The following is a 24,082-nucleotide window of genomic DNA, read 5'->3' as shown; positions in this document are numbered from 1 at the left end:
CAATCGCTCATTTTTATTTTTCTCCTTTAATTAAATTGTTTATTATTTCCGTTAATTCTTCTTTCCAAAAAGAACTTGCCTGTGCACAAATATTAAGGGAGTAAGTAGGATATCCACCGGCTAAATCCCAATCCCTCTTCACACAAGCCATTTTAAATTCCCATAAATTTTTAAAATCCTGCAGAGAAGGATAATTTGAAAAGTCCTCACTCTTTTCTTCCATCATCTATGCTTTTCTCCTTTGATTAATTTGATTTATTTATGCTACTCGTGCCTTTAACAATGATTTAACCAGAGTATTGATTGCGTCCTGATGTTCCCTATTCCCGATACGCCTGAAATTCCGTGCTACCTCAATGCACAGGCGTTGATTTTTTGTTTCTGGCAAGCTATTATTACCCACTGTAAAACCTTGGTAAAAATATGGTATCTCCTGCTCCAAAGCTTTAGCAATTAGCATTAGCCTTGAAGCAGCAACCCGATTAGTTCCGTTTTCGTATTTCTGTAGCTGCTGGTGAGTAACACCGATTACTTTTGATAATTGCTGGCGAGATAACCCCTTTGCTAACCGTAGGGAATAGATTCTATTACCTATAAATTTATCTATTTCATCTAAATAACTGTTTTTTCTTCCCATTATTTTTCCTCCTTTTGTTCCTTACTTTTATTAATTTGTTCTTCTAATTGTTGTGCTAACTCTATGTTATTATCTTTCCCAAACCTCATCGCTATCACTAATCCACTACGGAGTTTGCTGTCATTTTGTATTCTTTCTCTAAATTCCTTATCAGCAAATAATATTCCAAGCTCTGCGGCCCGAGGGGTCATCCCATGGAATCCGCTAAGGTATTTAACTACCTTAGTATTCTCATCAGCTAATTCTGTTCTTTGCTTGTGCCAAATCACCAGATCATTGACAACTTCTAGGAGGTTTTCTTCCAGCTCAGTTCTCTTTTTATTTTCCATATAATGTGCTGCGCCAATTGCTAATAATCCAGTAAGCAAACCGGTGGTCACCAGATTTGACAGATTAAACTTCTTATTATCCTTTTCCATGTATCCTCGCTTTGTTTACTGCTTTTACTTCAAAATCACTCTAATTACCTGATGCAATTCCTCGATCTCTTCTCTTAGTAACTCTACTGAGGTTCTAGTTGCCTTTTGCTGGGCAAGGAACAGGCTACTTGGTTCATAACTTGAATCTCTACTAGTAAGAAAGATTCTTATATCCTCTTCCTGCCTTTCTATTTTTTGCTCTAGCCGATCAAGTTTGTTAAGAATATGACTCAGTAACTCCCTGATTTCTTCCCCTTTGTTTTCCATGATTGTTTCTCCCTTTGTTAAATGTTAATCCGCAGCTTTCCATAAAAGCTGTTCCCTGAGTAATGCTTGTAGCCTGTCCTCTCATAACCGGCACTTGCCTCAAATCTTGAAAAAGTAATGCCCATACTTGCTCCAAGTCTGTAGGTATCTTTGGCACTGGTATCCTGTAATTAGAAAGAGGCATCCCACCGCTATTGCTAATTTTTAGTCTGTTTGATTTAACAGAAAATCCTGCTTCATAACCTGCTCTGATTTCAGGGATTAATTGACATTCTCCAATTTCAAAAACTCCTGTTAGAGCAAGTCCGCCCGTAATTGCAGGTTTCCGGATAGCAAGCTTGTCGATCTTGAGATTCCCTTGATCCCTGCCCTTTAACTTTATGGTCTCATAGGAAACACCAAGGTTTGGAACTGCAAAGAGCTTAGCTATAGGGTAATAATAGTCAGCCGTTAGCGATCCCCCAAGTAATTCACCTTTTAACCTGAACCTGCTATTTCCATTAAGCAAAGACTGATAATTCATTTTAGCGTCAACCTGACCGAGCCTAGCCTCACCGCTGAGTACCAACCTTTCACTCATGTTAATATTTCCGTAAAGACTACCGATGAGTGATCTGATATCCCCGCTAAACTTGCTACCGGTATTATTACTAATATTACTTACTACAGTTTCAGAAGTGGATTTTGGCTTAAGTTTTGTCCGGTTATGATTTAGAGCAATACCAATGATGGTATCATCATCGATCTTGCCGTCAAAACCGATAGACCCTCCTGTAGATTTCTGCTTTATCGCAAGCGAATTCTGAGGTTTGAATGTACCGCTTCCATAGCTTCCCTTGATCCATAAACCATAATCTGATTCCCCGTCTCCGCTAGATACACCCATATTACCGGAATCAATTAAATACAGATGTGTAAGTCTGTCCATTGTAGCGCAGGCAAAATTTGCCATATCAGAAAAGGCAACTCCGCTGACTGCTTCCGCATACTTGCCGGCCACACTTCCTGCTATTATTTCAGCAGCTGTGATTATTTTTGCCTCGAGGCTTCCAAGTTGCAAAATACGGATAGTTCTTGCGTCGTTAATTTTTGCAAGTAACTCTCTTGCTGCTTCAGGGGTCAGGTTTACCTGATTTAGGCTAGCTAAAGCTATCAGATTCTCAGCCGTAAATGCACCGCAACTCGATCCGTCGTTCTGCTGATGAACTCGCAAATCAACTATTTCGGCAGTCGGTAGAATCTTTTTTATAGCCTCAATATACTGACCGCTCTCACTACTTATGCCACCAACAGAAGTACCAAATGAATCGTTGTAAAATACGATAATGTTACCGTCAGCTTTCATCCTGATTGCAATCCCCGTCCAGTGATTATTGCTTAAGTTTACCGGAATCAATGCTGGTTTTCCTGCTTGTGCCTCTGCTAAAGCTGCAGTTGCTGAGGCACTGATTAATTCAGAATTGTTTGGTATTGCAGGGGCAATATATACACTATCGCCAAGACGGCTTTTAATAACTGCTCTAATGTCATCATCCCCATACCAGTAACTGATATTGGCAATTTGCGGATTAACTCCGGCAGCAAACACCATGCCGTTGACTCCTGTAATGATCAAAGTAGGTATTACTAGAGCTACAAGAACTTGTCTGAAAAATAAAGTCATACAGTAACCTCCATTAAGCGGAAATTTTCGTTATTGCAGAACTGCTCAAGTAGATGCTGATAGTTCTGCTGTACCCAGTCCCTGATAAACAAAGTTGGAGCTCGTAGTTTTATAGTCCCTTTGGTGGTGAAAACCTCCATCTTCCAGATGGAAAAGCTTTAGCTTGTCTAATGCGCCATGATGCGGTAGCATCATAAGTCTATGACTTACTATAACAAAAGATCACATTCAGTTTTTTATCATCGTTATCATATAGTATGGATAACGAAATATCGCTATAAGGTACTTACTTACGACATAAAAAAACGTGTTCGGGAACTAGTGTTACAGGTAGCTGAGGAAATGAGTATAAAGATAGAAAATGGCGTTGTATCAAGCGACCATGTCCATATATTTGCAAATATTCCTCCGCATATTAAAATTAGTGAATTTGTTCAGAAAGCTAAGGGAAGATCATCTAAAAGAATACAGGAAGAATTTCCGATACTAAAAAAGAAATACTGGGGTAGACATTTATGGGGCAGAGGATACTTCAGTTCAACTAGCGGTAATGTTACAGATGATATGATTAACGAATATATCAACAAACACACTGACGCTCATGAGACCGACTTTACTTCAAATATTAGGCTAGAATGAGCTTTAGCTTGATAAGCGACTTCTAGTCGCAAAGATCAAACTTTCATCTCTCAGATGAAAGTGGTTGATTCTGATCAATTGACATAATAGTCGTTTTTGACGACATAATTATTTGAAGTTCATGGATATAAACTGAATCCTTATCTGTAATATGATCCTGCTCATAAATAGATCGTATTTCTTGAACAATTTGCCCTTTTTCCGCAGCAGTTATTTCTACATGAGTTGATAAATAAAGGTAAAACGTACCTTCTCTAATATCTGCTGCTTTGTATGCCCGGAGCAGATCGTAAGCTGTTTTAGGCGTAAGGCACGCTGCCAGCTTCTTCTTGAGTATCCCTTGTTGCGATGTCTGCTGGCTCTCTTCTATTTTACTTAAGTACTTTTCCCTTTCTCTATCTTCTATTTCTTCTAGGGTTAGGTTATTTCTAATTTTAAAACTATCATTATTGATTTTTACCGCATCCCTTTTTTCGTATGTCAGGGCCTTGGCCATGTAGTTTATGAAAACCTTTTTGCTTTTAAAGAAGCGATCTGTCAGGCGTTTTGACATATCAAGCAATATTTCATTCATCGCATTTAAGCTAAAACCCCGACCAGACAAGCTTTGTAACCGACTAGCATCGTCTTTATTTAATGGATAGAAGTCTTTCAATGGTTTAGCTTCATTAAAATCTAATCGAACAGGCTTTTTTACCGATTCTTCTTTTTTAAAAGAATTTTTACCAAAAATAGATTTACATTCTGTAGATCTATTTTTAAATATATTATTCTTATTTTCTTTATCTATTAAATGATCTCCTCCAAAATGAGGAGAGCCCCCCTCTCTTTTAGGCGCAGAAAAATCAGGTTTGACGGGATTGTTGATAGTTTTTAGCTCGGTAAATTTTTTATTATCGGCATAAGAACTTAAAAACTGAGGACTTAAGTGAATGAATAGCCTGTTGTTATAAGTCTGGCCTCTTAACTTAACATTGCGGAATTCTCTATAGCAAATACCCATTTGTTCTAGTTTGACAAAAATTCTCCGAAGTTTTTCCCGATTAAAGCCGAATTTTTTCTCGAAATGTTCATAAGAAGTTTGCCAGGCGTCTCCTAGAAACTTATTTACATAAGTAATATCGCCGGTTTGGTTATCTTTTACCTTTTTAGGACGATACCAATAAACAATTTCCGCAAGAACAGAAATTAAGGAAAGATCAGGCCTCCCTCGATTATTGGTAAATTTCTCGTACCAATCATGAGGCGTAATGTTCCCAGTTAATATAGGGTGATGAATAATTTTGTATTGCTTGTGTGCAACATTAGTAGCGAAAGTAGATTTACGTCCCATAATTACTCCTTATTTACGGAGTAAAACCTTGACTTTTAATCTCATTATGCCTATTATGAATAGTACTTATTTCTATTATTAGATAATGCTTGCAGGCTTATTTAATTTATAATAGGAAACATGGGGTTAAGCTTTTCTAGGTTTAACTCCTTTTTTATTATTTTTACTTGTTTTTCTTTATCATTGCTATTTTTTCCATAATTGCACTTGTAATCCAACTTGAGCGATCCTGTTTTGTTTCTTCTCTATAAGTATCTAATTCAATCAATAACCTTTCTGGGATGTTAATTGATATTTTAGTTTTTCCATCTGGGATGTTTGTTTTAGCCATAAGTTGCTATCTCTTTATACTTTACCGTTGATATGTACGCCAAAACACCGTATTGTTTAATACATATAGTAAATATAATACGAAATCAATACGTATTATTTAAAAACAACAATAAATATTATTTTTTTATCTAAATTGTATTATTTTTGTTTTATTAAAGTAATATATATTAAAAAAAAGAAATATAAGTGTATTACGTAAGTAATACATCTGTAATACATAAGTGATTAAAAAACCCTTTTATTCCAAAGAGAAAAGCTGTTTTATGAGGAACTTTTTATATAAGGCAAAAGTTTTTTAAGGTTATTGTCCATATTATCTGAGATATAATTTATTATACCCCTTATAACCTGAGAATCAGAATAACTCATTCTTTCATCACTATTATTAATTTTTGTTGTAATAGTTGATAAACTTATAAAATCAGCTTCTCTTAGTCTAAACGATTTAGTTTTAAACAAAGAAGATTTATTAGGCGATTTGATAAAACCAGTTTTTTCTATATTACTACCTTCTGTAATTTGTGTAAGTGTCTTAGAAAGTTTTGATTCTGATAGCGGATTTAATTTCTTATTAAGCATAATGGATAACCTCTTCTGTAAGGAGGTTAAAGTCTTGAGCACCTTTTGAAGAAGGGTTGAATACTTGTATAGGTAAGCTTGTTATCTGAGCCTGATTAATTGCTTCATTTTTCCTGATTGTCGTTGTAAATGTGTTGTCACTGAGCGATTTTAATTGTTCATGGATGTATCTGTTTGTTTGAGTATTTCTTTGTTCATATAAATTTTTTAAAACAAAAAAATTATATGTTTGACCTTCTTTTATTTCTTTGATTGCCCCAAGTAAGTCAGCCATTCCGTCTAGCGAATATTTACCAAAACTAGTAGGAACAATAATGGAAGTAGCGCAATATATAGCATTAATAGCTAATATCCCTAGGGTTGGTGGGCAATCAAGAATTATATAATCAAAATCATTTATAATTCTGTCAATATGATTTTTAAGAATTTTTTCTCTATAAAGAGCTCCGCTGATTTGCTCTATCACGGTTGCTAGTTTTATATTAGAAGGTATAATATTTAGTGTATCAATAGTTTGTTCTTGAACTATTGCTGGTAACATTATGTCTCTTAAGTTAAGTTTTTTATTTGTAAAAGCGGCAGAGATAGTTTTATCTGCGGGTATTGTAGGACAATAAATACAACTTGAGTGACATTGGGGATCTAAGTCAATAAGAAGAACTTTTTTCTTTTTTAAATGAAGGCCATAAGCAAGGTTTACAGAAATTGTAGATTTTCCTACCCCGCCTTTTTGGTTTATTATAGCAAGAATTTTACAGCTCATAATTTACGTTTGATTTTTTTGTGTTACATTTGTATTACTTTGGTAATGCTAATGTATTATATTAAATACTTTTTTTTACGCAAAGACTATTTTAATTTTAAATAAAAAACAAATCAAAAACAAAATAAATAAGTTAGTTAAGTAATACGAACGTATTACTTAACTAGTACAAATATACTACTGTAGTAATACTTTTTGATGTTTATAATTCAAGGGCTTATCAAAAAAAATATAAAATTTTTATATTTTACATTAGTTAAAGGTTGATCTTACAACCTTCTTAGACATTATATGGGATCTTAATATCAGCTCCTAATCCTTGAAAATCTTTGGTATTTCTAGTTATTAATAAGCTATCTGTGTATTTTGCAGTAGCCTAGATTATAGCATCTGGGATTTTTATTTTATTTTCCTTTCTTATATTAACTGCAATTTCAGCAATTTTGTCATTAAGAGGAATTATATTAAAACCATTCAAAAACTCCTTTATTATTTCTTCATTATCGGTTACCCCAACTAGTATTTCCATTTTTGTAATTATACTGATTTGAGGGGAATGATACTGCTCGATTTCTTTTTTGGCTAACAGATTACCAATTAAATAATCTATCAATATATTAGTATCAAATACAGCTTTCATGAGTCCCACTCATTCCTTAATTTTTGCTGATAGTCCAAACTGTCCAATTTTTTCCTTTTCCAAACCCCAAATGCTAATTCATAACTTTTTTTACTATTACTGTAGCTATTTATGTATTTTGTTAGAGCTTCCCTTATAAGACTTGCTCTTGATACATTTTTCTTTTTTGATACCTGATCTAGAATTTTTACTTGTGAATCAGGTATGTCAACAATAGTTCTCATATTAATACCTATTATACTTGTTATCATTATCTGATATAATATAATCTTAATTCTTTCAAGAAAAACCTACTTATTTCACCGGTCATTCTTCCCATTGCTTTATATATCTTAACTAACGCCAGTTTCGCATTAGAACATACATGAACACTAGTCTTTTCCTAGGATATCATTACTATAGGTAGGGAAATATAATATTTTATTTAGTAATACTTAAGTAATACATCTGTATTTCTTAAGTATTACAGATGTATTATAATATTTTTTATTCTAAGTTCTGATTTTGATATAGAAAATGTGGGTTCAGATTGTTATAGAATCATTTCCTCAAGTGGGGGCATTCTTGCACGCTTTTTAACAGTAGGTAATTCCTAATGTTCGTTAGTCATTAGTCATTAATTGTCAAAGTAAATGCAACAGTAACCCCTTTGTCTTGGTTCTGTTTAGCCCATATCTGACCGTTATGTGCTTCAATAACTTTTTTAGATAAGGCAAGCCCTATACCTCTTCCACCTGCAGGAGTTTTAGTATTTGAACTAACGGTAAATGGTTCAAAAACTTCAAATAGTTCATCTTTTGGAATGCCTATTCCTTCATCTTTTACACTAAAAACAATAGTGTGGTTTTGCTCCGGTTTCAGCTCAATTGTAATTGTTCCCTGCTTACAGTATTGAATAGCATTTACTATGATATTATCGATAGTACGTGAAATGTAGTACTGATCACATAAAGCGGTTAATTCATTATCTATTTGTAAGTTAAACCATAAGTCTTCTTGATCTTTATCCTGAATATACAGTTTTTTACATAGTTCTAACCTTTTATAAACTAAATCAGATAAGTTTACTTGAGACTTATTTAACTGGTAGTTAATATTATTAAGTTTTGATAAATCAATAAGATTATTTACTAAACTGGTTAATCTTTCGGAACTATCAGCAATATCTTTGGTTGCATTACGCCTTTGTTCTTCATTAAATTTATCGTAGTTAGCCCATAAAACCTGTCCGAGACTAGTAATACCGGTAATTGGGGTGCGTGTTTCATGTTCCAGGTTTCGTAAAAGCTCATTTTTAATTTCGTATAGCTTAGTTAGTTCTTTCTTCTGGTCTATTACTTTATGTTCTAGTATAGGAAATTCAAAATTTGCAACCAGAAAAATCATCAATCAGCTTTTTAAAAATTCGTTTAATAAATATGTAGTTACCAGCCACAATATTAGAAATTATCAACACTTTTACAAAAATCTCTGCCAGAATCTATCTAAAAATAGGTTCAGTTTTACAAATTATGTGGCCAAGACGTGAAAGAAGTGTTCGCCATAATGATGTTATCTAGGCGTTGATAATAATTCATTGGTTCTTATTAATAACAATGGCGGAGATAAACCGTAATAAACTTGCCGCAGATTCATACATTTATTGCAATTATAGCAAAACAGAGGATCTATTTTAAAATTCAACCAAATCATTAATCTCCAACTAATGAGCTTAGTTTTCTTATGAACGATTTGATTAATTGCCTTATATACGATAGGTAATTGTACGCCCCTAGTTCTATTAGATAAAAAACCGTAATACCTAATCATTCGAAAATAACGATCTGGTATATGCATAATCAGACTAGCTATGAACTGCATCACGGGCATAGTTATGCGATCAATTGTATTATTATAGTGATCAAGAAATTTAAACGTTACCTGCTTTCCGTCGTAATTTTCTATTCTTGTCTCGGAAATAGGGGGCGTTTTATATACCGCCCTAAATATTCTATGTTGCGTTTATGATCATCCGATGGTTTTTGTAAATAAACATACCAACTGATTTCGTATAAACTACTCATCCAGTTATTAAAATTCTCAGCATTTTGATATGCGGACGGCAACTTCAAATTACTTGAGATATATTGAAAGCGAAATAACTCAAGGACTCTATGTCTCCACATTTTTTTAATAGGTTCGGCAGGAAAAAATAATTTTTGCCACTTGCCTTTGCTATTTATACCGCCGCAAGTAACCGATAAATGGATATGAACATTGCGTTTTAAATCTCTACCGAAAGTGTGTAAGGCAGTAAATATACCAACCACAAGATTTTTCTTTGTAGCTATCTCCTTAATAATTCCTGCTGCAATACCGGAAATCAATCCAAACAGATCACGATTGAGCCAAAATATCGGCCATAAAGAGTCCGGCATTGTAAATGTAATGTGCTGCCATCGTGTTTTTGGTAGAACATTGCTAGCCTTACTCACCCATTGATCCGTTTGTTTCTTACCACAACGAGAACAAAACCTACCTTTACAGCTGAATGCTACCGATTTATTGCGGTTACAATCACGGCAGCTATAACGTTTAAATCCTAAATATTTCGTTCCACACGATATAACTTTAGTGACGTTGAAAATAATGCCGTATCTTAGCTTGCCGTATTTTTTAGCGAAATCGAGACCAATTACCACGGTCTAGAAAAATATGTTTTATAGATATTCCTTTACCGACTATTTCCATAAATTACTTATAGTTAATGTTTTCTTACCAAGGACTTCCTTTGCGTTCTAAATCAAATTCTTTACAATCAGGGCAATAGTAAACAGAATTATACTTATGATTGGGAGATATTTTTCGCAACATTATCCAGAAAGCCTTGGCTATTTCCTTATCTCCTTCGGAAAAAATCTTTTTGATCCTGCTGTAAGGAATTGCTTGCTCTTTAGAAATGGCCTTAAGAGTTTTTACCGCTAATTCATTGACCAAATGCTGCTCAGAGTGCAAGTTACTCATAACTCAATTATATATTATCTTATGTATGTCTAACATTCAGTCTTTATAACTCAAGTTATTAACCCACCAATTAAATACCCGACATAACTATTGCCAAGAAGGAAGGAATTTGTATAATGCAATAATGTCAAAAAGTGAAGATTTTAGGAAATTATCAATAAGCGCACAAGCGTCGATGAGAAAGATTGCTCTAAAACTAGTAAAAAGAGGAGAGAGTCAATCGTCGGTAGGTGAATTAATAGGAGTGAGTCGCCAGACAGTAAATGAATGGGTAAGGAGGGAAAAGAGAGGCGACAAGTACGCAATTAGTGGGAAGTTAAGAGGTAGAAAGATAGGAGAGAAAAGGCTTATAACCGAAGATCAAAGTAAAATAATACAAGGGTACGTAAATATCTCTAGACCAGAAGATCACAATATCAAATCAGCATTATGGTCAAGAAAATCAGTTAATGCACTCATCAAAAAACATTGTGGATTTTTTCTTCCCCTAAGTACAATAGGCGAATATTTAAGAAGATGGGGGTATACTGCACAAAAGCCAAAGAAGTTAGCATATGAGCAGCAACCCAAAAGGGTTCAATTTTGGTTAGATGAAGAATATCCGTCAATAGCCAAGCAAGCAGAATATGAAAAGGCAGAAATACATTGGTGCGACGAAGTAGGGATAAAACAAGAGTGTCAGGTATTACAAAGCTATTCTTTAAAAGGAAAAACCCCTGTTGTGATTCATAAATCGAAGAGATTTAGTATAAACATGATATCCACTGTTACAAATAACGGTAAGCTAAGGTTTATGCTGTACGAAGAGACACTAAAAACAAATGTATTTATAGAATTTTTACGGAGGTTGGTAAAATACTCCAAGAAAAAAATCTTCTTAATCCTAGATAATCTCAAGGTTCATCATAGCAAAAAAGTACAAATATGGACTCGGAAACATAAAAAGAAAATTTCTTTATTTTTTCTGCCTCCGTATACTCCGCAACATAATCCGGATGAATATTTAAACAACGATTTAAAAAGAAATGTAAATAGGAAACATATACCTCTTACAAAATCTGAACTCCAAGGGAATTTAAAATCTTACCTAAGGACTCTGCAAAATAACCCAGAACATATCAAAAGATTATTTCAGGCGAAAGAAGTAAAATATGCCGCCTAAGTCGGGTATTTAATTGGTGGGTTAATAAAACAAATCAAATACCAGTATTATAATCCTCCATAAATATTTATCGGTCAAGGGTATCTTCTTTTAAGCTGCCACCGATAGGTGGCTTATCTTGTAGTATAGGAATTTCAAAATTTGTAACCAGAAAAATTGTTAATCAAAACTTTGAAAATTCGTTTAATAAAATGTAGTTACAAGCCACAATATTAGAAATTATCAACACTTTTATAAAAATCTCTGCCAGAATCTATCTAAAAATAGGTTCAGTTTTACAAATTATGTGGCTAAGACGTGAAAGAAGTGTTCGCCATAATGATGTTATCTAGGCGTTGATAATAATTCATTGATTCTTATTAATAACAATGGCGGAGATAAACCGTAATAAACTTGCCGCAGATTCATACATTTATTGCAATTATAGCAAAACAGAGGATCTATTTTAAAATTCAACCAAATCATTAATCTCCAACTAATGAGCTTAGTTTTCTTATGAACGATTTGATTAATTGCCTTATATACGATAGGTAATTGTACGCCCCTAGTTCTATTAGATAAAAAACCGTAATACCTAATCATTCGAAAATAACGATCTGGTATATGCATAATCAGACTAGCTATGAACTGCATCACGGGCATAGTTATGCGATCAATTGTATTATTATAGTGATCAAGAAATTTAAACGTTACCTGCTTTCCGTCGTAATTTTCTATTCTTGTCTCGGAAATAGGGGGCGTTTTATATACCGCCCTAAATATTCTATGTTGCGTTTATGATCATCCGATGGTTTTTGTAAATAAACATACCAACTGATTTCGTATAAACTACTCATCCAGTTATTAAAATTCTCAGCATTTTGATATGCGGACGGCAACTTCAAATTACTTGAGATATATTGAAAGCGAAATAACTCAAGGACTCTATGTCTCCACATTTTTTTAATAGGTTCGGCAGGAAAAAATAATTTTTGCCACTTGCCTTTGCTATTTATACCGCCGCAAGTAACCGATAAATGGATATGAACATTGCGTTTTAAATCTCTACCGAAAGTGTGTAAGGCAGTAAATATACCAACCACAAGATTTTTCTTTGTAGCTATCTCCTTAATAATTCCTGCTGCAATACCGGAAATCAATCCAAACAGATCACGATTGAGCCAAAATATCGGCCATAAAGAGTCCGGCATTGTAAATGTAATGTGCTGCCATCGTGTTTTTGGTAGAACATTGCTAGCCTTACTCACCCATTGATCCGTTTGTTTCTTACCACAACGAGAACAAAACCTACCTTTACAGCTGAATGCTACCGATTTATTGCGGTTACAATCACGGCAGCTATAACGTTTAAATCCTAAATATTTCGTTCCACACGATATAACTTTAGTGACGTTGAAAATAATGCCGTATCTTAGCTTGCCGTATTTTTTAGCGAAATCGAGACCAATTACCACGGTCTAGAAAAATATGTTTTATAGATATTCCTTTACCGACTATTTCCATAAATTACTTATAGTTAATGTTTTCTTACCAAGGAATCTTTCTTCCTTTGCGTTCTAAATCAAATTCTTTACAATCAGGGCAATAGTAAACAGAATTATACTTATGATTGGGAGATATTTTCGCAACATTATCCAGAAAGCCTTGGCTATTTCCTTATCTCCTTCGGAAAAAATCTTTTTGATCCTGCTGTAAGGAATTGCTTGCTCTTTAGAAATGGCCTTAAGAGTTTTTACCGCTAATTCATTGACCAAATGCTGCTCAGAGTGCAAGTTACTCATAACTCAATTATATATTATCTTATGTATGTCTAACATTCAGTCTTTATAACTCAAGTTAAAACAAATCAAATACCAGTATTATAATCCTCCATAAATATTTATCGGTCAAGAGTATCTTCTTTTAAGCTGCCACCGATAGGTGGCTTATCTTGTTGATGTTTAAGGGGTTTTATAATAATTATTTTTCATAAGTTGTTAATCACTAATAGGAGATAATTTTCTGCAAATCTGATTTAGACACTTTAAGTCTGATCATCAGTGTCCACTAGCTTATATTTACCGTTAGTATTTAGCTGAATTGATAGCTTTTTCCCTTATTTCCAAGTTTTCTGCTTATTATTTTCTCTTGCAGCTTTTTTAGCCTGCCACTCTTTAAGAGATTTTCTAGCTATTTCAGCGTGTTCGGGAGTGACTTTTTCAACTTCTTCGCCTTGTAAATTAATTCTAGTACTACCTGCGGATTGCATGGCTTCTTTATATGCTACGCTACGAGTATACTTAGCAAGAAAACGTCTTACTACTTTTTGGTTTATACGTTCTTCTTCCGGTTTTGTAGCTTCTTCCGCTACTATTGCTTTATCAATACCGATAGCAAGAGGTTTGGGTGTTTCATTAAAACAATTTGGATATAGTTTACTAAAATAAGAGAAATGCTGTTTGTAAAAAGTAATAGCCTGCTCTTTCTGTTGTTTATGCAATTCAATTGCTTTGAGTTTTTTTTCTGATTCGTTTTGATTCAGTTTTGGCTTATGTGGTTTGTTGGTATTATTATTACCGGCTTTTACGTTAGTATTATCGACCTTAGGTAATTCACTTTTTGTTGTACCGGGTGTCCCTGCTAATTGTCGCAATTTGTTTTGTACCTCAGGAGATAACTTGTCGCCAAGACTTAATGTAGATTCTTCACTCATGCGGCTTCCGTCTTTATATTATTTTTAACAAGTTTATACTGTCCGCTTGTGTTATTTTCAAGCCATTTTCCCAGTTCATCCAGTGAGACATTTCTTTCAGTTGAATAGAGCCAGTTCAAAAGCATATTTTTGGGTATTGTAAAATCCTTATTGTTCATGGTAAAACAGTCCTGTTTGGTTAGTGAAACTATATATTGTCATAAGCAGTTGAGAATATAATCAAAAAGAGTTTAAAATAAATCCATACACTTGTGTTTTTGATGTGGCCTTACCAAAAACAAGTATATATAAATTACTTTGATAAAATTCCTTACAATTAGTCTCCTCTAAGTGATTTAACCTAGAGGAGTAGCTAAAATATATATGCAAAAAATTAATAATTAAATAAGAATAATATTAACTTTACAACTCTTTCTTAAAATACTAAATTTAAACCTCCTTAATAAAAATAAACTAATTAATTTGTAATGCAGGAAGAATTTGTTAATGTAATACTTGAGATATTATCGCCAATGTCTAATGTTAATGTGATAAAAAATAAAGGGCATATAGTTTTATACAAAGATGGAGCTATGTTTGGAAAGATAATTAAAAAAAGTGTTTTGTTCTTAAGTGATGGTAATAAATTTATAAAAATGGAAAGTAAACTAATATCTAGACTACTTGGGCCTAAAAATCAACTTGACCAATCAGACTTTGATACGTTTTTATTTGAAGCTAGCAAAGCGTGGTGGTTGGCTAAAGGAAAAACTATAAATATTTCAAATATGCGAAAAGTTTTAATAAAAACCTAACCGGTATTAAATTTCAATAACTCCAGCTATCTCTTCCGTAACAAGCCTAAGTTTATAGGAAATACTAAAGCTAAAAAATAGGAATTAGTTTTAACAAATAAGTTATCAACAATTTTGTTGATAAAAATGTAGAAAACCTTCGTTAACGGAATCTCTATAGTCTTTCCGTCAAAATTCTAAATTTTTGATGTAGTTTTAATAATTTTAAAAGTCAATCATCGCATTTTTATTTTTTTGGGGTATTTTTTTACCAAAAATATAAAATTTAGGTGCTATGATGGCAAAAATTCACAATTTACTCATGATTCTCTCTTGAGCAATGCTAATTGCTTAAATTATTAAGATTTTCGGAAAATTATTATGCGGTGGATTCTTTGAGAATATTAGTGATTCTACGCAAATTCAAGCCAACGGCAGAGATAAGCGGATTAACGATATCTCCAATTATTCCCTTAAGGTAGTTTCTACCCATACGACCAAAATTCTTTAGATGACCTATTATCGGTTCAATTGCACTTCTCCGCTTTTGCATCTTTTTGTCATCGGTTGATAAAGCTTTCTTGGTCTTGGCGGTAAAAACCTTGCCTTTTTCTTTGAAGTTATGGCCGGTGTAACCAAGATCTACAAAAATTTTGCTAGTCTCCGGACTTAGCTTGCGCAGCTCCGATACCGTTTGATCTAAAGTATGTCCGTCGTAGGGGTTACCGTGAAAAGATTTAACCCCAAGAATAAAGTTGCCTCGGCCGCTTACTGCAATCCCGACTTTGTTACCAAATTCGTAAGGTTTATTCATTTTACCCTTGCCGATACACTCTACCTCCGGAGCATGAAAGCTATAGACTATCTTATGCTCTTTTTTATAAATATCCTTGTCCTTTTTCTTAAGCACAGACTGGGCATGAATATTTTTAACTCTCGTAAAAATGGCGCTATCCTCAGCAGATAGTTCTAATTTTGATTTTTCTATACCTCTCCAGCATATACGGATCAACCTACCTAAGCGGACTTTTAAGCTTATCATTATTTTTCTACGTTGCCTTGCTTTACTATCTTCCTTGTACTTCCAAAGCTTGATCGTCTTATATTTAAAACTCTTGGCGTATGTCTCGTTAAGCGAAATACCAAGTCGTTTACAGAGATCTACTACTTTTGCTCTTGCGGTCTCCATTAAATGTACGTCATGTGGATGTTTGATATTCTTAATCTGTACAGTCGTATCTATAATCGCCGATTCCAAGTCTTTTTTTTTGAGTGCTCCGACCTTCAGTCCTATACGCAAAAGCTCTTTTAGAATCTCTTTATATCCTTCCTCTCCCAGAGCATTGCGGAATCTACGTATAGTCGCCTCCGATACGTCAATATCTTGTTGCATATACTCATAGCCGCAAAAATATTGCCAATATATATTTTCCTTTAATTCTTCCTCCGTAAACGAATCAGAACCGTTATACATAGCTTGCAGCATTGATAGTCCTAGCATTACTCTATGATCCTTCTTATTTCTACCGAATTGCTTGATTTCAACCTTAGCTAATGCCAGCGCTTCAAGTTCAGACCAATTTACCAAATCTCTCAGTTTATATAATTTGTTTTTGCGATTTAGTTGTATAGATAATTTTTCACCAAATAATCTTTCTTGTTTTTGAGAAAAACTAATATTTTCTATAGGCATATACTTTAAAATCCATAAGCTTTATGCGCTAATTATAACATTTTCTTATGGATTTCGTAAGCCATTTATAACATGAAACCCCTTCTAATTCAGGGGTAGAGAGTTTTGACGGAGAGACTCTATAAGTTCAAGAAGTGTTGCTTATATTTTAGGCAGTTGAAAAATCTGGCGTCAACTTCAATTTTTAACTTTCTGGTTTAAGTTTGGTAAAAATACGAGATATCCTTATCTAAAACTTTTGCTATTAAGGATAATCGTGCTGCGCTAATTCTATTTTTAGCATTTTCGTATTTTTGCAGTTGTTGAGCGGAAACACCAATCTTTTTGCCTAGTTCACTCTGAGACATATTATTATCTAATCGCAAGGAATAGATTTTTTTACCAATTATTTGGTCCACGTTATTAAAATAATTTTCTATATGCTGCATATGGTTATTTGAAAATTTTTAAAATCTCAGGAGAGGATTTAAATTCACTAATTTTAAACTCTTCAACTACTACTCGATAATCACTACCAAGTTTTAAAAAAAGTTCAGTGTATTTAAAGTCATTGTTCCTGTCAAAAACTTCGGTGCAGTAAAAATCATCATTAAAATCATATTGAGAGAATTTTCTTTTAAGAAAAGTACAAATTTCTTGCCATTCTTTTTGACTAATTTTTAGTTCATATCTTTTGTATTTTAAAAGGAAAAAGGCAAAGATATTCATCAAAATTAAAACATGAAGTAAGCCAGCGTTAAAATCGTTTAATATATGGTATTTTAAAATATTGTTAAAGAATAATAATCCTGTTAGAAGGGAAATCCAAAAGGGGGGAAATGGCAAATATCTTGATAAAAGTATTTGCATCTTAAAACTTAAATTCATAAATGTATTCCATAATTAGGCACTGCACATTATATATTATAAGTTGAACTCTAACAACAGTTTTTCATGAATTACCCAACGCCTTAAAGAGCGTTTGGCTTCTTGCTTAATAATATCATAACTAATGAAGAAAAATAACAGAGAACTATACAGCATAACCTAAAAATATTTATTTACTTCATCTTTTATCTTCTGTCTAGTCAATTTGATTTTTGGTGAATCTCCTAATTTTAGCCACAAAATAGCATGCTCGGATAAACCTGCAGAATTCAATTCTTTATTCACGATATTAGTGATTTCTTTTTCAATTTGTTCTTTTTGATTAGAAAAATTGCCTAAACTAAGTGTTTGACCTAATTGATTAAGAGAGTTTTGTATATTAGGTTGGACTACTTTTTTTACAAGTGTTTCTAAGTCTGATTTGTGAGTTATTAGCAATTCCAAAGCTTTATCTTTTGTTAAAGTAATATCAAAAATTAGATCGATGTAAAAAAAATATTCGGATTGCTGTTGACTATTTAGTAAGGTATCCTTATCTGGTCTAATACTTAATTTCCAATTATAAGTTTCCTTTTGAGGAAAAGTATATAAGTTACGTAGTAAATTTTTTGATAACGGAAGAAAGTGATCTCCAGCAGATAATTCCTTGATTTCATTGTGATTGTCTGGATTTCCTACAAAGGTGATTTCTTCTGGTTTTACAGTATAATAACCGGTATTGACGATAGAAACTATGTACCAAGTGGTAATTCCGCACATAACTAGTAATAATAAAAGATTTTGGATTATAATTGTTATACGATCTTTGCTGATTAGTAGCTCTATAAACCCTATAAATAGAATAATAGTCAAAAATATTAATACCATTGATAATATTATTAATAGAGGGGTTGGAAGAAATGAAAAAATAGAAAGTACAAAAACCAGCAACAATATACCACCTAGGGTTTCTGTGTATGATAGTGGTTCTTGAGGTTTTTTGATGTTCTTTGTTTGAGTATTTATGGCTTTCATAATATTACCTATTTGGATTAATTGATTAATTGCGGACGCAAATCAAGAGGGTAAAGTATAAATGCAGTTATCAGGTCACTGATGTTGGTTAGATTTCTCTTATTTTTGCGGCACTTAAAATCACAGTAGTATTTAGTGTAGTATGATGAATTGAATTCCTGATCTTTAGTTCTTAGTTCTGCTAGTTTAAGCGAATTGGTCGGATTTGTATTTGGTTCAAATTTTTTAATAAAATTTTTTGTTCTGTTATCTATTTCATCAGCAAAAAAGGAAATAGAACAGGGCATCTGTTCATTTTTTAAATCGTATTTCATTTTTACTTTTTCAACAAATGAGTTAAAAAATCTGGGGGTAGGGGTAGCCATTTCCATAATCAAAGGTTCTCCTACAATTGCTTCTAGTTCTTTGTTAGGAACAATCTTAATATTCAAATTAATGTTTCCATTTTCAGTAATTATTTTTAAAGGGAACTCAGTATTTTGAGTAGAATTAGGATGAAAGAATATTATGGATTCATGGTTATTAGGTTCTGTCCTGTACTCTTTAAATATTAAACTGGATGGATTTATACTTTCAATGTGGCGAATTTTACCTGATGAGCAGAGTTTGACATAACTTAGGTCATTATCTCCTATTTCAACGTTTACAATTCGGTTTTTTGGGGCATCTTCTAGAGAGCGTGCCAGATTTTGCGGTATTGTATGAGGAATCAAGTATGTAAGGCATAATACAATACAAATCGTAATATAAGCAGAAATCAGACCTAGTATAATGTTCATATAAGTTTCCTGTTTTTTTATATAATTAAAAGGTTGAGCGAGGGTTAAGAAATTACCTTTTCTGATCAATTTGATCTAAATTTAAAATAAAGTTTTTACCATCAGTAACTTTAGGTAAAACACCATCCCATCTTTCAAGGAATTTAAGTTTTATTAACTCAGGAGTAAGAGATTTAGCGAGTTTTTCGTTAGCTTCTGCCTCTGCTTGAGCAGCTATAAGTCTGCTTTTAGCTAATCCTTCACTTGTTGCTATCTGCTTTTTTGCTTCGGCTTCCGCTTCCCTTAACTCGTTTTCTCTTTGTTCTGCTCTCTGTATAGCTTCAATTTTTCTATTTAAAGCTTCTGTGACAATAGATGGAACATCAAAATTGCCAATAATATAAACTTTATGTAAATTAAAACCTATCGGCTTTAATTCCTCATGAAGGATATTTTTGACCTTATAAAAAAATTCTTCCTTTTTCTCCCCGTATAAATCTTCTACCCTCATCTTTGAGGCAACTATATTAATAGCATCCCTTACATTATTTTTTATGAATGTATCTGTGATTTCTTGTATTCCTAGCCTATACTTAGCAAAAAGAATAGGTATTTTCTCCGGTTCTAATGAAAAAGTAATACCTATGTTACTTGATACTTGTAGCCCTTCCTGCGTTTGGAATTTAATATCTTCCCAAGTATGGTTCTGATCAAAAGTAGGAAATTTATACACCTCTTTCCAAGGTGCAATAAAATTAACACCTACTTTTAATGATTTTTCTTCTACGCCTTTGTTTTCTCCAAGTAAATTAACTACTATTCCTATTTGTCCGGGATTAATTCTGTATACTGTAAATAAAACAATAAGAACCAAAAAAATTGCACTTAGTAAAATAGTTAATTGTGTCTTAATACTTAAACTGTCTATAAAATTTATCATTGTTCCTTCTGTTTTATTTATTTTATAGTATAGGAAATTCAAAATTTGCAACCAGAAAAATCATCAATCAGCTTTTTAAAAATTCGTTTAATAAATATGTAGTTACCAGCCACAATATTAGAAATTATCAACACTTTTACAAAAATCTCTGCCAGAATCTATCTAAAAATAGGTTCAGTTTTACAAATTATGTGGCCAAGACGTGAAAGAAGTGTTCGCCATAATGATGTTATCTAGGCGTTGATAATAATTCATTGGTTCTTATTAATAACAATGGCGGAGATAAACCGTAATAAACTTGCCGCAGATTCATACATTTATTGCAATTATAGCAAAACAGAGGATCTATTTTAAAATTCAACCAAATCATTAATCTCCAACTAATGAGCTTAGTTTTCTTATGAACGATTTGATTAATTGCCTTATATACGATAGGTAATTGTACGCCCCTAGTTCTATTAGATAAAAAACCGTAATACCTAATCATTCGAAAATAACGATCTGGTATATGCATAATCAGACTAGCTATGAACTGCATCACGGGCATAGTTATGCGATCAATTGTATTATTATAGTGATCAAGAAATTTAAACGTTACCTGCTTTCCGTCGTAATTTTCTATTCTTGTCTCGGAAATAGGGGGCGTTTTATATACCGCCCTAAATATTCTATGTTGCGTTTATGATCATCCGATGGTTTTTGTAAATAAACATACCAACTGATTTCGTATAAACTACTCATCCAGTTATTAAAATTCTCAGCATTTTGATATGCGGACGGCAACTTCAAATTACTTGAGATATATTGAAAGCGAAATAACTCAAGGACTCTATGTCTCCACATTTTTTTAATAGGTTCGGCAGGAAAAAATAATTTTTGCCACTTGCCTTTGCTATTTATACCGCCGCAAGTAACCGATAAATGGATATGAACATTGCGTTTTAAATCTCTACCGAAAGTGTGTAAGGCAGTAAATATACCAACCACAAGATTTTTCTTTGTAGCTATCTCCTTAATAATTCCTGCTGCAATACCGGAAATCAATCCAAACAGATCACGATTGAGCCAAAATATCGGCCATAAAGAGTCCGGCATTGTAAATGTAATGTGCTGCCATCGTGTTTTTGGTAGAACATTGCTAGCCTTACTCACCCATTGATCCGTTTGTTTCTTACCACAACGAGAACAAAACCTACCTTTACAGCTGAATGCTACCGATTTATTGCGGTTACAATCACGGCAGCTATAACGTTTAAATCCTAAATATTTCGTTCCACACGATATAACTTTAGTGACGTTGAAAATAATGCCGTATCTTAGCTTGCCGTATTTTTTAGCGAAATCGAGACCAATTACCACGGTCTAGAAAAATATGTTTTATAGATATTCCTTTACCGACTATTTCCATAAATTACTTATAGTTAATGTTTTCTTACCAAGGAATCTTTCTTCCTTTGCGTTCTAAATCAAATTCTTTACAATCAGGGCAATAGTAAACAGAATTATACTTATGATTGGGAGATATTTTTCGCAACATTATCCAGAAAGCCTTGGCTATTTCCTTATCTCCTTCGGAAAAAATCTTTTTGATCCTGCTGTAAGGAATTGCTTGCTCTTTAGAAATGGCCTTAAGAGTTTTTACCGCTAATTCATTGACCAAATGCTGCTCAGAGTGCAAGTTACTCATAACTCAATTATATATTATCTTATGTATGTCTAACATTCAGTCTTTATAACTCAAGTTAAAACAAATCAAATACCAGTATTATAATCCTCCATAAATATTTATCGGTCAAGGGTATCTTCTTTTAAGCTGCCACCGATAGGTGGCTTATCTTGCAAAAATTAACTAGAAAATCAGTTAAGATTGAAGAACTAACTGACATTGTTGGCTTTAGAATTATAGTAAGGGAAGAAGACGAATGCTATACAACACTAAAACTCATTCAGGAAATTTACAAGGTAATACCAGAAAAGTATAGAGATTATATTGACAATCCAAAGACTAATGGTTATCGATCCCTGCATACTGTTATTCTTTTAGGTTCATATGGATTACCTGTTGAAATACAAATACGCACTAGGGAAATGCACAATATAGCTGAAAATGGTGAAGCTGCGCATAGTAGATATAAACAAAATCAAGAACAACAGACTGTTACTCCTAGAGAACTTAACCTTTTAACGAAAGCTTATGAAATTTTAGATCAAGGTAACTTAACAGAATCTGCTTTATTTGCTTATTTACAAAAGATACAGATTATTTGGAATGTAGCTTTGTAGCACTTCAAAAGAAAACTAATAACGATAATTGTTATAAAAACCCTTAAACACCAATAAAACTATGGAACTTCTAAAGGTTTTGTGATATAATACTTACAAGTATTTATGATAGTGATTATGGAAAAAATATCACCTCGAGTTGACTTGGCCTTCAAGAAAATCTTCGGAGTAGAAGAGAATAAGGATTTACTTATTTCTCTTATAAACTCTATCGTTGGTCAAGATGATCAGGTAGAAGATATTACTTTACTGAATCCCTATAATCCTAAAAACTTCAGACAGGACAAATTATCGATACTCGATATTAAAGCAAAAGGTATAGACGGCAAAAGATTTAACATTGAAATTCAGATCAGCGATGAGGCAGACTATGATAAGCGAGCCTTGTATTACTGGGCAAAATTATACACGGAGCAGCTAAAAGTAGCCGAAGATTACTCCAAGCTTTCAAAAGCTATCGGCATTCATATTTTAAATTTCACCTCAATAGTCGAAGCAAAGAATTATCATAATGTTTTCCATATTACGGAAAAAGATAACGGTTTTGCCTATTTTAAGGATTTGGAATTACATACTATAGAGCTGAATAAATTTACTAGCGATTCAAATGAGGAATTACAGGATATAGTTGCAAAAACCAAGAATGCCCTTGATATATGGGTTGCTTTTTTAACTAGGCACGATTTACTAACAGCAGATCGATTACCGAAGGAACTGGATAACGACACACTGAAGAAAGCTTTGCATGTATTAGATGTGTTGAACTTTAGCGAAGAGGAAAGGGAACTTTACGAAGATCACCTTAAATGGCTAAGAATAGAGGCTAATACTTTAAAAAAAGCTACAGAGAAAGCTAAGGAAGAGGGAATTGTTCAAGGTATCTCCATCGGTAAACAGGAAGGCATCTCTATCGGTGAAGCTAGAGGTATTGAGAAAGGAGAAACCAAAAAAGCTATAGAAATCGCCAAAGCTATGCTAATAAAAAATAAACCTATGGAAGAAATAGTAGAATTTACCAGCTTAACTGTTGAAGAAATAGAAAAGTTAAAATGACCATGAGTAACGATGCACATCCCATTTTGATTAAAACAGCAATTAATATGATAAACCAGAAGCTAGATGATAAACTGATTTCTTCCGTAACAGGACTTAGTTTAGAAGAAATATCAAAGCTAAAAAGTAAAGCTTAAAAATATGAGCTGCAAGACCCTCCGTGACTTTGAATACCTTAAAAAAAACTATGAACCCAGCGAAATACAAAAACTTTTAAATAACAGTAAAATTAAAAGAGAAGTGTATCAGGAATTGAAGGTATCCAAGTATGTTTTGAATAATTACATAAAGCATTATAGGCTTTCTAATATACACAAAAATGGACAAAGACCATTAAATAAAAACAATATAGGAAACAAGAAACCAAAGAAAGTGTCGGTTGACAATTCTATCTTTCGAGAAATTGAAGACCCTGTAGGGAGATTCCAAGAAATACTGGCTAGAAAGAAGGAAGCAAGAACACTACAGGATTTAAGAGATCCTTATTATTGAACACAGAAATATATTGTAAAGAATAGCTAATTATGTCTAATACTAGACATAATCACCAATTAACTAATTAAAGGCTTAA

General features: G+C 33.1%; 32 protein-coding genes and 3 pseudogenes. 7 read left to right on the top strand and 28 right to left on the bottom strand.

The features are described from left to right. Positions 1-13: 13 nt before the first annotated feature. The 7 genes from N3Z16_RS09850 to N3Z16_RS09825 are packed head-to-tail and all read right to left on the bottom strand — an operon-like array spanning position 14 to position 3,181. Positions 14-226, bottom strand: coding sequence for a hypothetical protein (locus N3Z16_RS09850; protein WP_282487033.1), 213 nt, complete (start codon positions 224-226; stop codon positions 14-16). A 33-nt stretch (positions 227-259) separates the two neighbouring features. Continuing rightward, positions 260-637 carry a helix-turn-helix domain-containing protein gene (locus N3Z16_RS09845; protein WP_282487032.1) on the bottom strand — a complete coding sequence of 126 codons (378 nt, stop codon included), beginning with the start codon at positions 635-637 and terminating at the stop codon, positions 260-262. After that, complete coding sequence (locus tag N3Z16_RS09840) at positions 637-1,056, bottom strand: hypothetical protein (RefSeq protein ID WP_282487031.1); 420 nt, start codon at positions 1,054-1,056, stop codon at positions 637-639. Before N3Z16_RS09840 ends, N3Z16_RS09845 begins: the two co-directional genes overlap by 1 nt. A gap of 24 nt (positions 1,057-1,080) precedes the next feature. Further along, entirely contained in the window at positions 1,081-1,323 is a 243-nt protein-coding gene (locus tag N3Z16_RS09835) for a hypothetical protein (protein ID WP_282487029.1), read from the bottom strand. Continuing rightward, positions 1,274-2,986, bottom strand: a complete 1,713-nt coding sequence (locus N3Z16_RS09830) for an autotransporter domain-containing protein (protein ID WP_282487028.1) — start codon at positions 2,984-2,986, stop codon at positions 1,274-1,276. The genes N3Z16_RS09835 and N3Z16_RS09830 overlap by 50 nt, the downstream gene beginning before the upstream one ends. Next, positions 2,983-3,072 carry a hypothetical protein gene (locus N3Z16_RS11525; RefSeq protein WP_410519650.1) on the bottom strand — a complete coding sequence of 30 codons (90 nt, stop codon included), beginning with the start codon at positions 3,070-3,072 and terminating at the stop codon, positions 2,983-2,985. The genes N3Z16_RS09830 and N3Z16_RS11525 overlap by 4 nt, the downstream gene beginning before the upstream one ends. Continuing rightward, positions 3,032-3,181: a hypothetical protein gene (locus N3Z16_RS09825; protein WP_282487027.1), complete on the bottom strand. Its 150-nt coding sequence runs from the start codon at positions 3,179-3,181 to the stop codon at positions 3,032-3,034. The genes N3Z16_RS11525 and N3Z16_RS09825 overlap by 41 nt, the downstream gene beginning before the upstream one ends. A gap of 6 nt (positions 3,182-3,187) precedes the next feature. On the opposite strand from N3Z16_RS09825, the gene tnpA reads away from it, so the two are divergent. Beyond that, positions 3,188-3,625 carry an IS200/IS605 family transposase gene (tnpA, locus tag N3Z16_RS09820; RefSeq protein ID WP_282485546.1) on the top strand — a complete coding sequence of 146 codons (438 nt, stop codon included), beginning with the start codon at positions 3,188-3,190 and terminating at the stop codon, positions 3,623-3,625. Between the two features lie 43 nt (positions 3,626-3,668). Here tnpA and N3Z16_RS09815 read toward each other — a convergent pair whose 3' ends face one another. The 9 genes and pseudogenes from N3Z16_RS09815 to N3Z16_RS09775 all read right to left on the bottom strand — a co-directional run bounded on the left by N3Z16_RS09815 (position 3,669) and on the right by N3Z16_RS09775 (position 10,276). Then, a complete protein-coding gene (locus N3Z16_RS09815; protein WP_282487026.1) occupies positions 3,669-4,958 on the bottom strand; it encodes a hypothetical protein in 1,290 nt (429 codons plus the stop codon). A 163-nt stretch (positions 4,959-5,121) separates the two neighbouring features. Further along, positions 5,122-5,289 (bottom strand): hypothetical protein, encoded by a 168-nt coding sequence (locus N3Z16_RS09810; RefSeq protein ID WP_282487025.1) that lies wholly within the window; start codon positions 5,287-5,289, stop codon positions 5,122-5,124. Between the two features lie 263 nt (positions 5,290-5,552). Then, positions 5,553-5,870, bottom strand: a complete 318-nt coding sequence (locus N3Z16_RS09805; RefSeq protein ID WP_282487024.1) for a hypothetical protein — start codon at positions 5,868-5,870, stop codon at positions 5,553-5,555. Beyond that, positions 5,863-6,633: a ParA family protein gene (locus N3Z16_RS09800; protein ID WP_282487023.1), complete on the bottom strand. Its 771-nt coding sequence runs from the start codon at positions 6,631-6,633 to the stop codon at positions 5,863-5,865. Before N3Z16_RS09800 ends, N3Z16_RS09805 begins: the two co-directional genes overlap by 8 nt. A 376-nt stretch (positions 6,634-7,009) precedes the next feature. Continuing rightward, complete coding sequence (locus tag N3Z16_RS09795; RefSeq protein ID WP_282487022.1) at positions 7,010-7,273, bottom strand: PIN domain-containing protein; 264 nt, start codon at positions 7,271-7,273, stop codon at positions 7,010-7,012. Next, a complete protein-coding gene (locus N3Z16_RS09790; protein ID WP_282487021.1) occupies positions 7,270-7,524 on the bottom strand; it encodes a ribbon-helix-helix domain-containing protein in 255 nt (84 codons plus the stop codon). The genes N3Z16_RS09795 and N3Z16_RS09790 overlap by 4 nt, the downstream gene beginning before the upstream one ends. Before the next feature lie 358 nt (positions 7,525-7,882). Next, complete coding sequence (locus N3Z16_RS09785; protein ID WP_282487020.1) at positions 7,883-8,659, bottom strand: sensor histidine kinase; 777 nt, start codon at positions 8,657-8,659, stop codon at positions 7,883-7,885. Between the two features lie 165 nt (positions 8,660-8,824). Then, a pseudogene (locus tag N3Z16_RS09780) lies at positions 8,825-9,954 on the bottom strand (IS91 family transposase). A 73-nt stretch (positions 9,955-10,027) separates the two neighbouring features. Further along, positions 10,028-10,276, bottom strand: a complete 249-nt coding sequence (locus N3Z16_RS09775; RefSeq protein WP_282487019.1) for a hypothetical protein — start codon at positions 10,274-10,276, stop codon at positions 10,028-10,030. 124 nt (positions 10,277-10,400) lie between these two features. Between N3Z16_RS09775 and N3Z16_RS09770 the strand changes: the two genes are divergently transcribed. Further along, positions 10,401-11,438, top strand: a complete 1,038-nt coding sequence (locus N3Z16_RS09770) for an IS630 family transposase (protein WP_282485609.1) — start codon at positions 10,401-10,403, stop codon at positions 11,436-11,438. A gap of 324 nt (positions 11,439-11,762) precedes the next feature. On the opposite strand, the pseudogene N3Z16_RS09765 reads toward N3Z16_RS09770, so the two are convergent. The 4 genes and pseudogenes from N3Z16_RS09765 to N3Z16_RS09750 all read right to left on the bottom strand — a co-directional run bounded on the left by N3Z16_RS09765 (position 11,763) and on the right by N3Z16_RS09750 (position 14,288). Beyond that, a pseudogene (locus tag N3Z16_RS09765) lies at positions 11,763-12,892 on the bottom strand (IS91 family transposase). Positions 12,893-12,994: 102 nt separating this feature from the next. Beyond that, positions 12,995-13,219: a hypothetical protein gene (locus N3Z16_RS09760; protein WP_282487018.1), complete on the bottom strand. Its 225-nt coding sequence runs from the start codon at positions 13,217-13,219 to the stop codon at positions 12,995-12,997. 314 nt (positions 13,220-13,533) lie between these two features. Then, positions 13,534-14,130, bottom strand: a complete 597-nt coding sequence (locus tag N3Z16_RS09755) for a ProQ/FinO family protein (protein ID WP_282487017.1) — start codon at positions 14,128-14,130, stop codon at positions 13,534-13,536. Further along, positions 14,127-14,288 (bottom strand): hypothetical protein, encoded by a 162-nt coding sequence (locus N3Z16_RS09750; protein ID WP_282487016.1) that lies wholly within the window; start codon positions 14,286-14,288, stop codon positions 14,127-14,129. The genes N3Z16_RS09755 and N3Z16_RS09750 overlap by 4 nt, the downstream gene beginning before the upstream one ends. Before the next feature lie 309 nt (positions 14,289-14,597). On the opposite strand from N3Z16_RS09750, the gene N3Z16_RS09745 reads away from it, so the two are divergent. Further along, complete coding sequence (locus N3Z16_RS09745; protein WP_282487014.1) at positions 14,598-14,924, top strand: hypothetical protein; 327 nt, start codon at positions 14,598-14,600, stop codon at positions 14,922-14,924. A gap of 358 nt (positions 14,925-15,282) precedes the next feature. Here the strand turns inward: N3Z16_RS09745 and N3Z16_RS09740 are convergent, their stop codons facing one another. From N3Z16_RS09740 to N3Z16_RS09705, 8 genes and pseudogenes are all read right to left on the bottom strand, one after another. After that, positions 15,283-16,596: an IS5 family transposase gene (locus tag N3Z16_RS09740; RefSeq protein ID WP_282485558.1), complete on the bottom strand. Its 1,314-nt coding sequence runs from the start codon at positions 16,594-16,596 to the stop codon at positions 15,283-15,285. 197 nt (positions 16,597-16,793) lie between these two features. After that, on the bottom strand, positions 16,794-17,024 hold the full coding sequence (locus N3Z16_RS09735) for a helix-turn-helix domain-containing protein (RefSeq protein ID WP_282487013.1): 231 nt from the start codon (positions 17,022-17,024) through the stop codon (positions 16,794-16,796). 4 nt (positions 17,025-17,028) lie between these two features. Next, positions 17,029-17,463: a hypothetical protein gene (locus N3Z16_RS09730; protein WP_282487012.1), complete on the bottom strand. Its 435-nt coding sequence runs from the start codon at positions 17,461-17,463 to the stop codon at positions 17,029-17,031. A 159-nt stretch (positions 17,464-17,622) separates the two neighbouring features. Beyond that, positions 17,623-18,477: an SPFH domain-containing protein gene (locus tag N3Z16_RS09725; protein WP_282487011.1), complete on the bottom strand. Its 855-nt coding sequence runs from the start codon at positions 18,475-18,477 to the stop codon at positions 17,623-17,625. 17 nt (positions 18,478-18,494) lie between these two features. Next, positions 18,495-19,325 carry a hypothetical protein gene (locus tag N3Z16_RS09720; RefSeq protein ID WP_282487010.1) on the bottom strand — a complete coding sequence of 277 codons (831 nt, stop codon included), beginning with the start codon at positions 19,323-19,325 and terminating at the stop codon, positions 18,495-18,497. Beyond that, positions 19,309-20,109: a prohibitin family protein gene (locus tag N3Z16_RS09715; protein WP_282487009.1), complete on the bottom strand. Its 801-nt coding sequence runs from the start codon at positions 20,107-20,109 to the stop codon at positions 19,309-19,311. Before N3Z16_RS09715 ends, N3Z16_RS09720 begins: the two co-directional genes overlap by 17 nt. Positions 20,110-20,404: 295 nt before the next feature. After that, positions 20,405-21,534, bottom strand: a pseudogene (locus tag N3Z16_RS09710) (IS91 family transposase). A gap of 73 nt (positions 21,535-21,607) precedes the next feature. Continuing rightward, positions 21,608-21,862 carry a hypothetical protein gene (locus N3Z16_RS09705; RefSeq protein WP_282485543.1) on the bottom strand — a complete coding sequence of 85 codons (255 nt, stop codon included), beginning with the start codon at positions 21,860-21,862 and terminating at the stop codon, positions 21,608-21,610. Positions 21,863-22,011: 149 nt separating this feature from the next. Here N3Z16_RS09705 and N3Z16_RS09700 point away from each other — a divergent pair, with 149 nt between their 5' ends. The 4 genes from N3Z16_RS09700 (at position 22,012) to N3Z16_RS09685 (ending at position 24,003) form a co-directional block, all read left to right on the top strand. Next, on the top strand, positions 22,012-22,458 hold the full coding sequence (locus tag N3Z16_RS09700; RefSeq protein ID WP_282487008.1) for a nucleotidyltransferase family protein: 447 nt from the start codon (positions 22,012-22,014) through the stop codon (positions 22,456-22,458). Between the two features lie 117 nt (positions 22,459-22,575). Continuing rightward, a complete protein-coding gene (locus N3Z16_RS09695) occupies positions 22,576-23,511 on the top strand; it encodes an Rpn family recombination-promoting nuclease/putative transposase (protein WP_282487007.1) in 936 nt (311 codons plus the stop codon). 2 nt (positions 23,512-23,513) lie between these two features. Next, positions 23,514-23,648 carry a hypothetical protein gene (locus tag N3Z16_RS09690; RefSeq protein WP_282487006.1) on the top strand — a complete coding sequence of 45 codons (135 nt, stop codon included), beginning with the start codon at positions 23,514-23,516 and terminating at the stop codon, positions 23,646-23,648. A 4-nt stretch (positions 23,649-23,652) separates the two neighbouring features. Continuing rightward, entirely contained in the window at positions 23,653-24,003 is a 351-nt protein-coding gene (locus N3Z16_RS09685; RefSeq protein WP_282487005.1) for a hypothetical protein, read from the top strand. Positions 24,004-24,082: the final 79 nt, after the last annotated feature.

The sequence above is a fragment of the Candidatus Megaera polyxenophila genome, assembly GCF_029982035.1.
Lineage (GTDB): Bacteria > Pseudomonadota > Alphaproteobacteria > Rickettsiales > Rickettsiaceae > Megaera > Megaera polyxenophila.
The sequence above is the reverse complement of the archived record's forward strand: the minus strand, read 5'-3'. Positions and strand labels throughout refer to the sequence as shown.

Bases quoted from the DNA above. Each gene is read 5' to 3' on its own strand.
- N3Z16_RS09825 (WP_282487027.1), bottom strand. From the start codon at position 3,181: ATGATGCTACCGCATCATGGCGCATTAGACAAGCTAAAGCTTTTCCAT.
- N3Z16_RS09690 (WP_282487006.1), top strand. From the start codon at position 23,514: ATGAGTAACGATGCACATCCCATTTTGATTAAAACAGCAATTAATATG.
- N3Z16_RS09840 (WP_282487031.1), bottom strand. From the start codon at position 1,056: ATGGAAAAGGATAATAAGAAGTTTAATCTGTCAAATCTGGTGACCACC.
- N3Z16_RS09805 (WP_282487024.1), bottom strand. From the start codon at position 5,870: ATGCTTAATAAGAAATTAAATCCGCTATCAGAATCAAAACTTTCTAAG.
- N3Z16_RS09845 (WP_282487032.1), bottom strand. From the start codon at position 637: ATGGGAAGAAAAAACAGTTATTTAGATGAAATAGATAAATTTATAGGT.
- N3Z16_RS09775 (WP_282487019.1), bottom strand. From the start codon at position 10,276: ATGAGTAACTTGCACTCTGAGCAGCATTTGGTCAATGAATTAGCGGTA.
- N3Z16_RS09770 (WP_282485609.1), top strand. From the start codon at position 10,401: ATGTCAAAAAGTGAAGATTTTAGGAAATTATCAATAAGCGCACAAGCG.
- N3Z16_RS09830 (WP_282487028.1), bottom strand. From the start codon at position 2,986: ATGACTTTATTTTTCAGACAAGTTCTTGTAGCTCTAGTAATACCTACT.
- N3Z16_RS09800 (WP_282487023.1), bottom strand. From the start codon at position 6,633: ATGAGCTGTAAAATTCTTGCTATAATAAACCAAAAAGGCGGGGTAGGA.
- N3Z16_RS09740 (WP_282485558.1), bottom strand. From the start codon at position 16,596: ATGCCTATAGAAAATATTAGTTTTTCTCAAAAACAAGAAAGATTATTT.
- N3Z16_RS09745 (WP_282487014.1), top strand. From the start codon at position 14,598: ATGCAGGAAGAATTTGTTAATGTAATACTTGAGATATTATCGCCAATG.
- tnpA (WP_282485546.1), top strand. From the start codon at position 3,188: ATGACTTACTATAACAAAAGATCACATTCAGTTTTTTATCATCGTTAT.
- N3Z16_RS09730 (WP_282487012.1), bottom strand. From the start codon at position 17,463: ATGAATTTAAGTTTTAAGATGCAAATACTTTTATCAAGATATTTGCCA.
- N3Z16_RS09705 (WP_282485543.1), bottom strand. From the start codon at position 21,862: ATGAGTAACTTGCACTCTGAGCAGCATTTGGTCAATGAATTAGCGGTA.
- N3Z16_RS09760 (WP_282487018.1), bottom strand. From the start codon at position 13,219: ATGAGTAACTTGCACTCTGAGCAGCATTTGGTCAATGAATTAGCGGTA.
- N3Z16_RS09725 (WP_282487011.1), bottom strand. From the start codon at position 18,477: ATGAAAGCCATAAATACTCAAACAAAGAACATCAAAAAACCTCAAGAA.
- N3Z16_RS09695 (WP_282487007.1), top strand. From the start codon at position 22,576: ATGGAAAAAATATCACCTCGAGTTGACTTGGCCTTCAAGAAAATCTTC.
- N3Z16_RS09785 (WP_282487020.1), bottom strand. From the start codon at position 8,659: ATGATTTTTCTGGTTGCAAATTTTGAATTTCCTATACTAGAACATAAA.
- N3Z16_RS09835 (WP_282487029.1), bottom strand. From the start codon at position 1,323: ATGGAAAACAAAGGGGAAGAAATCAGGGAGTTACTGAGTCATATTCTT.
- N3Z16_RS09755 (WP_282487017.1), bottom strand. From the start codon at position 14,130: ATGAGTGAAGAATCTACATTAAGTCTTGGCGACAAGTTATCTCCTGAG.
- N3Z16_RS09750 (WP_282487016.1), bottom strand. From the start codon at position 14,288: ATGAACAATAAGGATTTTACAATACCCAAAAATATGCTTTTGAACTGG.
- N3Z16_RS09685 (WP_282487005.1), top strand. From the start codon at position 23,653: ATGAGCTGCAAGACCCTCCGTGACTTTGAATACCTTAAAAAAAACTAT.
- N3Z16_RS09850 (WP_282487033.1), bottom strand. From the start codon at position 226: ATGATGGAAGAAAAGAGTGAGGACTTTTCAAATTATCCTTCTCTGCAG.
- N3Z16_RS09810 (WP_282487025.1), bottom strand. From the start codon at position 5,289: ATGGCTAAAACAAACATCCCAGATGGAAAAACTAAAATATCAATTAAC.
- N3Z16_RS09795 (WP_282487022.1), bottom strand. From the start codon at position 7,273: ATGAAAGCTGTATTTGATACTAATATATTGATAGATTATTTAATTGGT.
- N3Z16_RS09790 (WP_282487021.1), bottom strand. From the start codon at position 7,524: ATGATAACAAGTATAATAGGTATTAATATGAGAACTATTGTTGACATA.
- N3Z16_RS09735 (WP_282487013.1), bottom strand. From the start codon at position 17,024: ATGCAGCATATAGAAAATTATTTTAATAACGTGGACCAAATAATTGGT.
- N3Z16_RS09815 (WP_282487026.1), bottom strand. From the start codon at position 4,958: ATGGGACGTAAATCTACTTTCGCTACTAATGTTGCACACAAGCAATAC.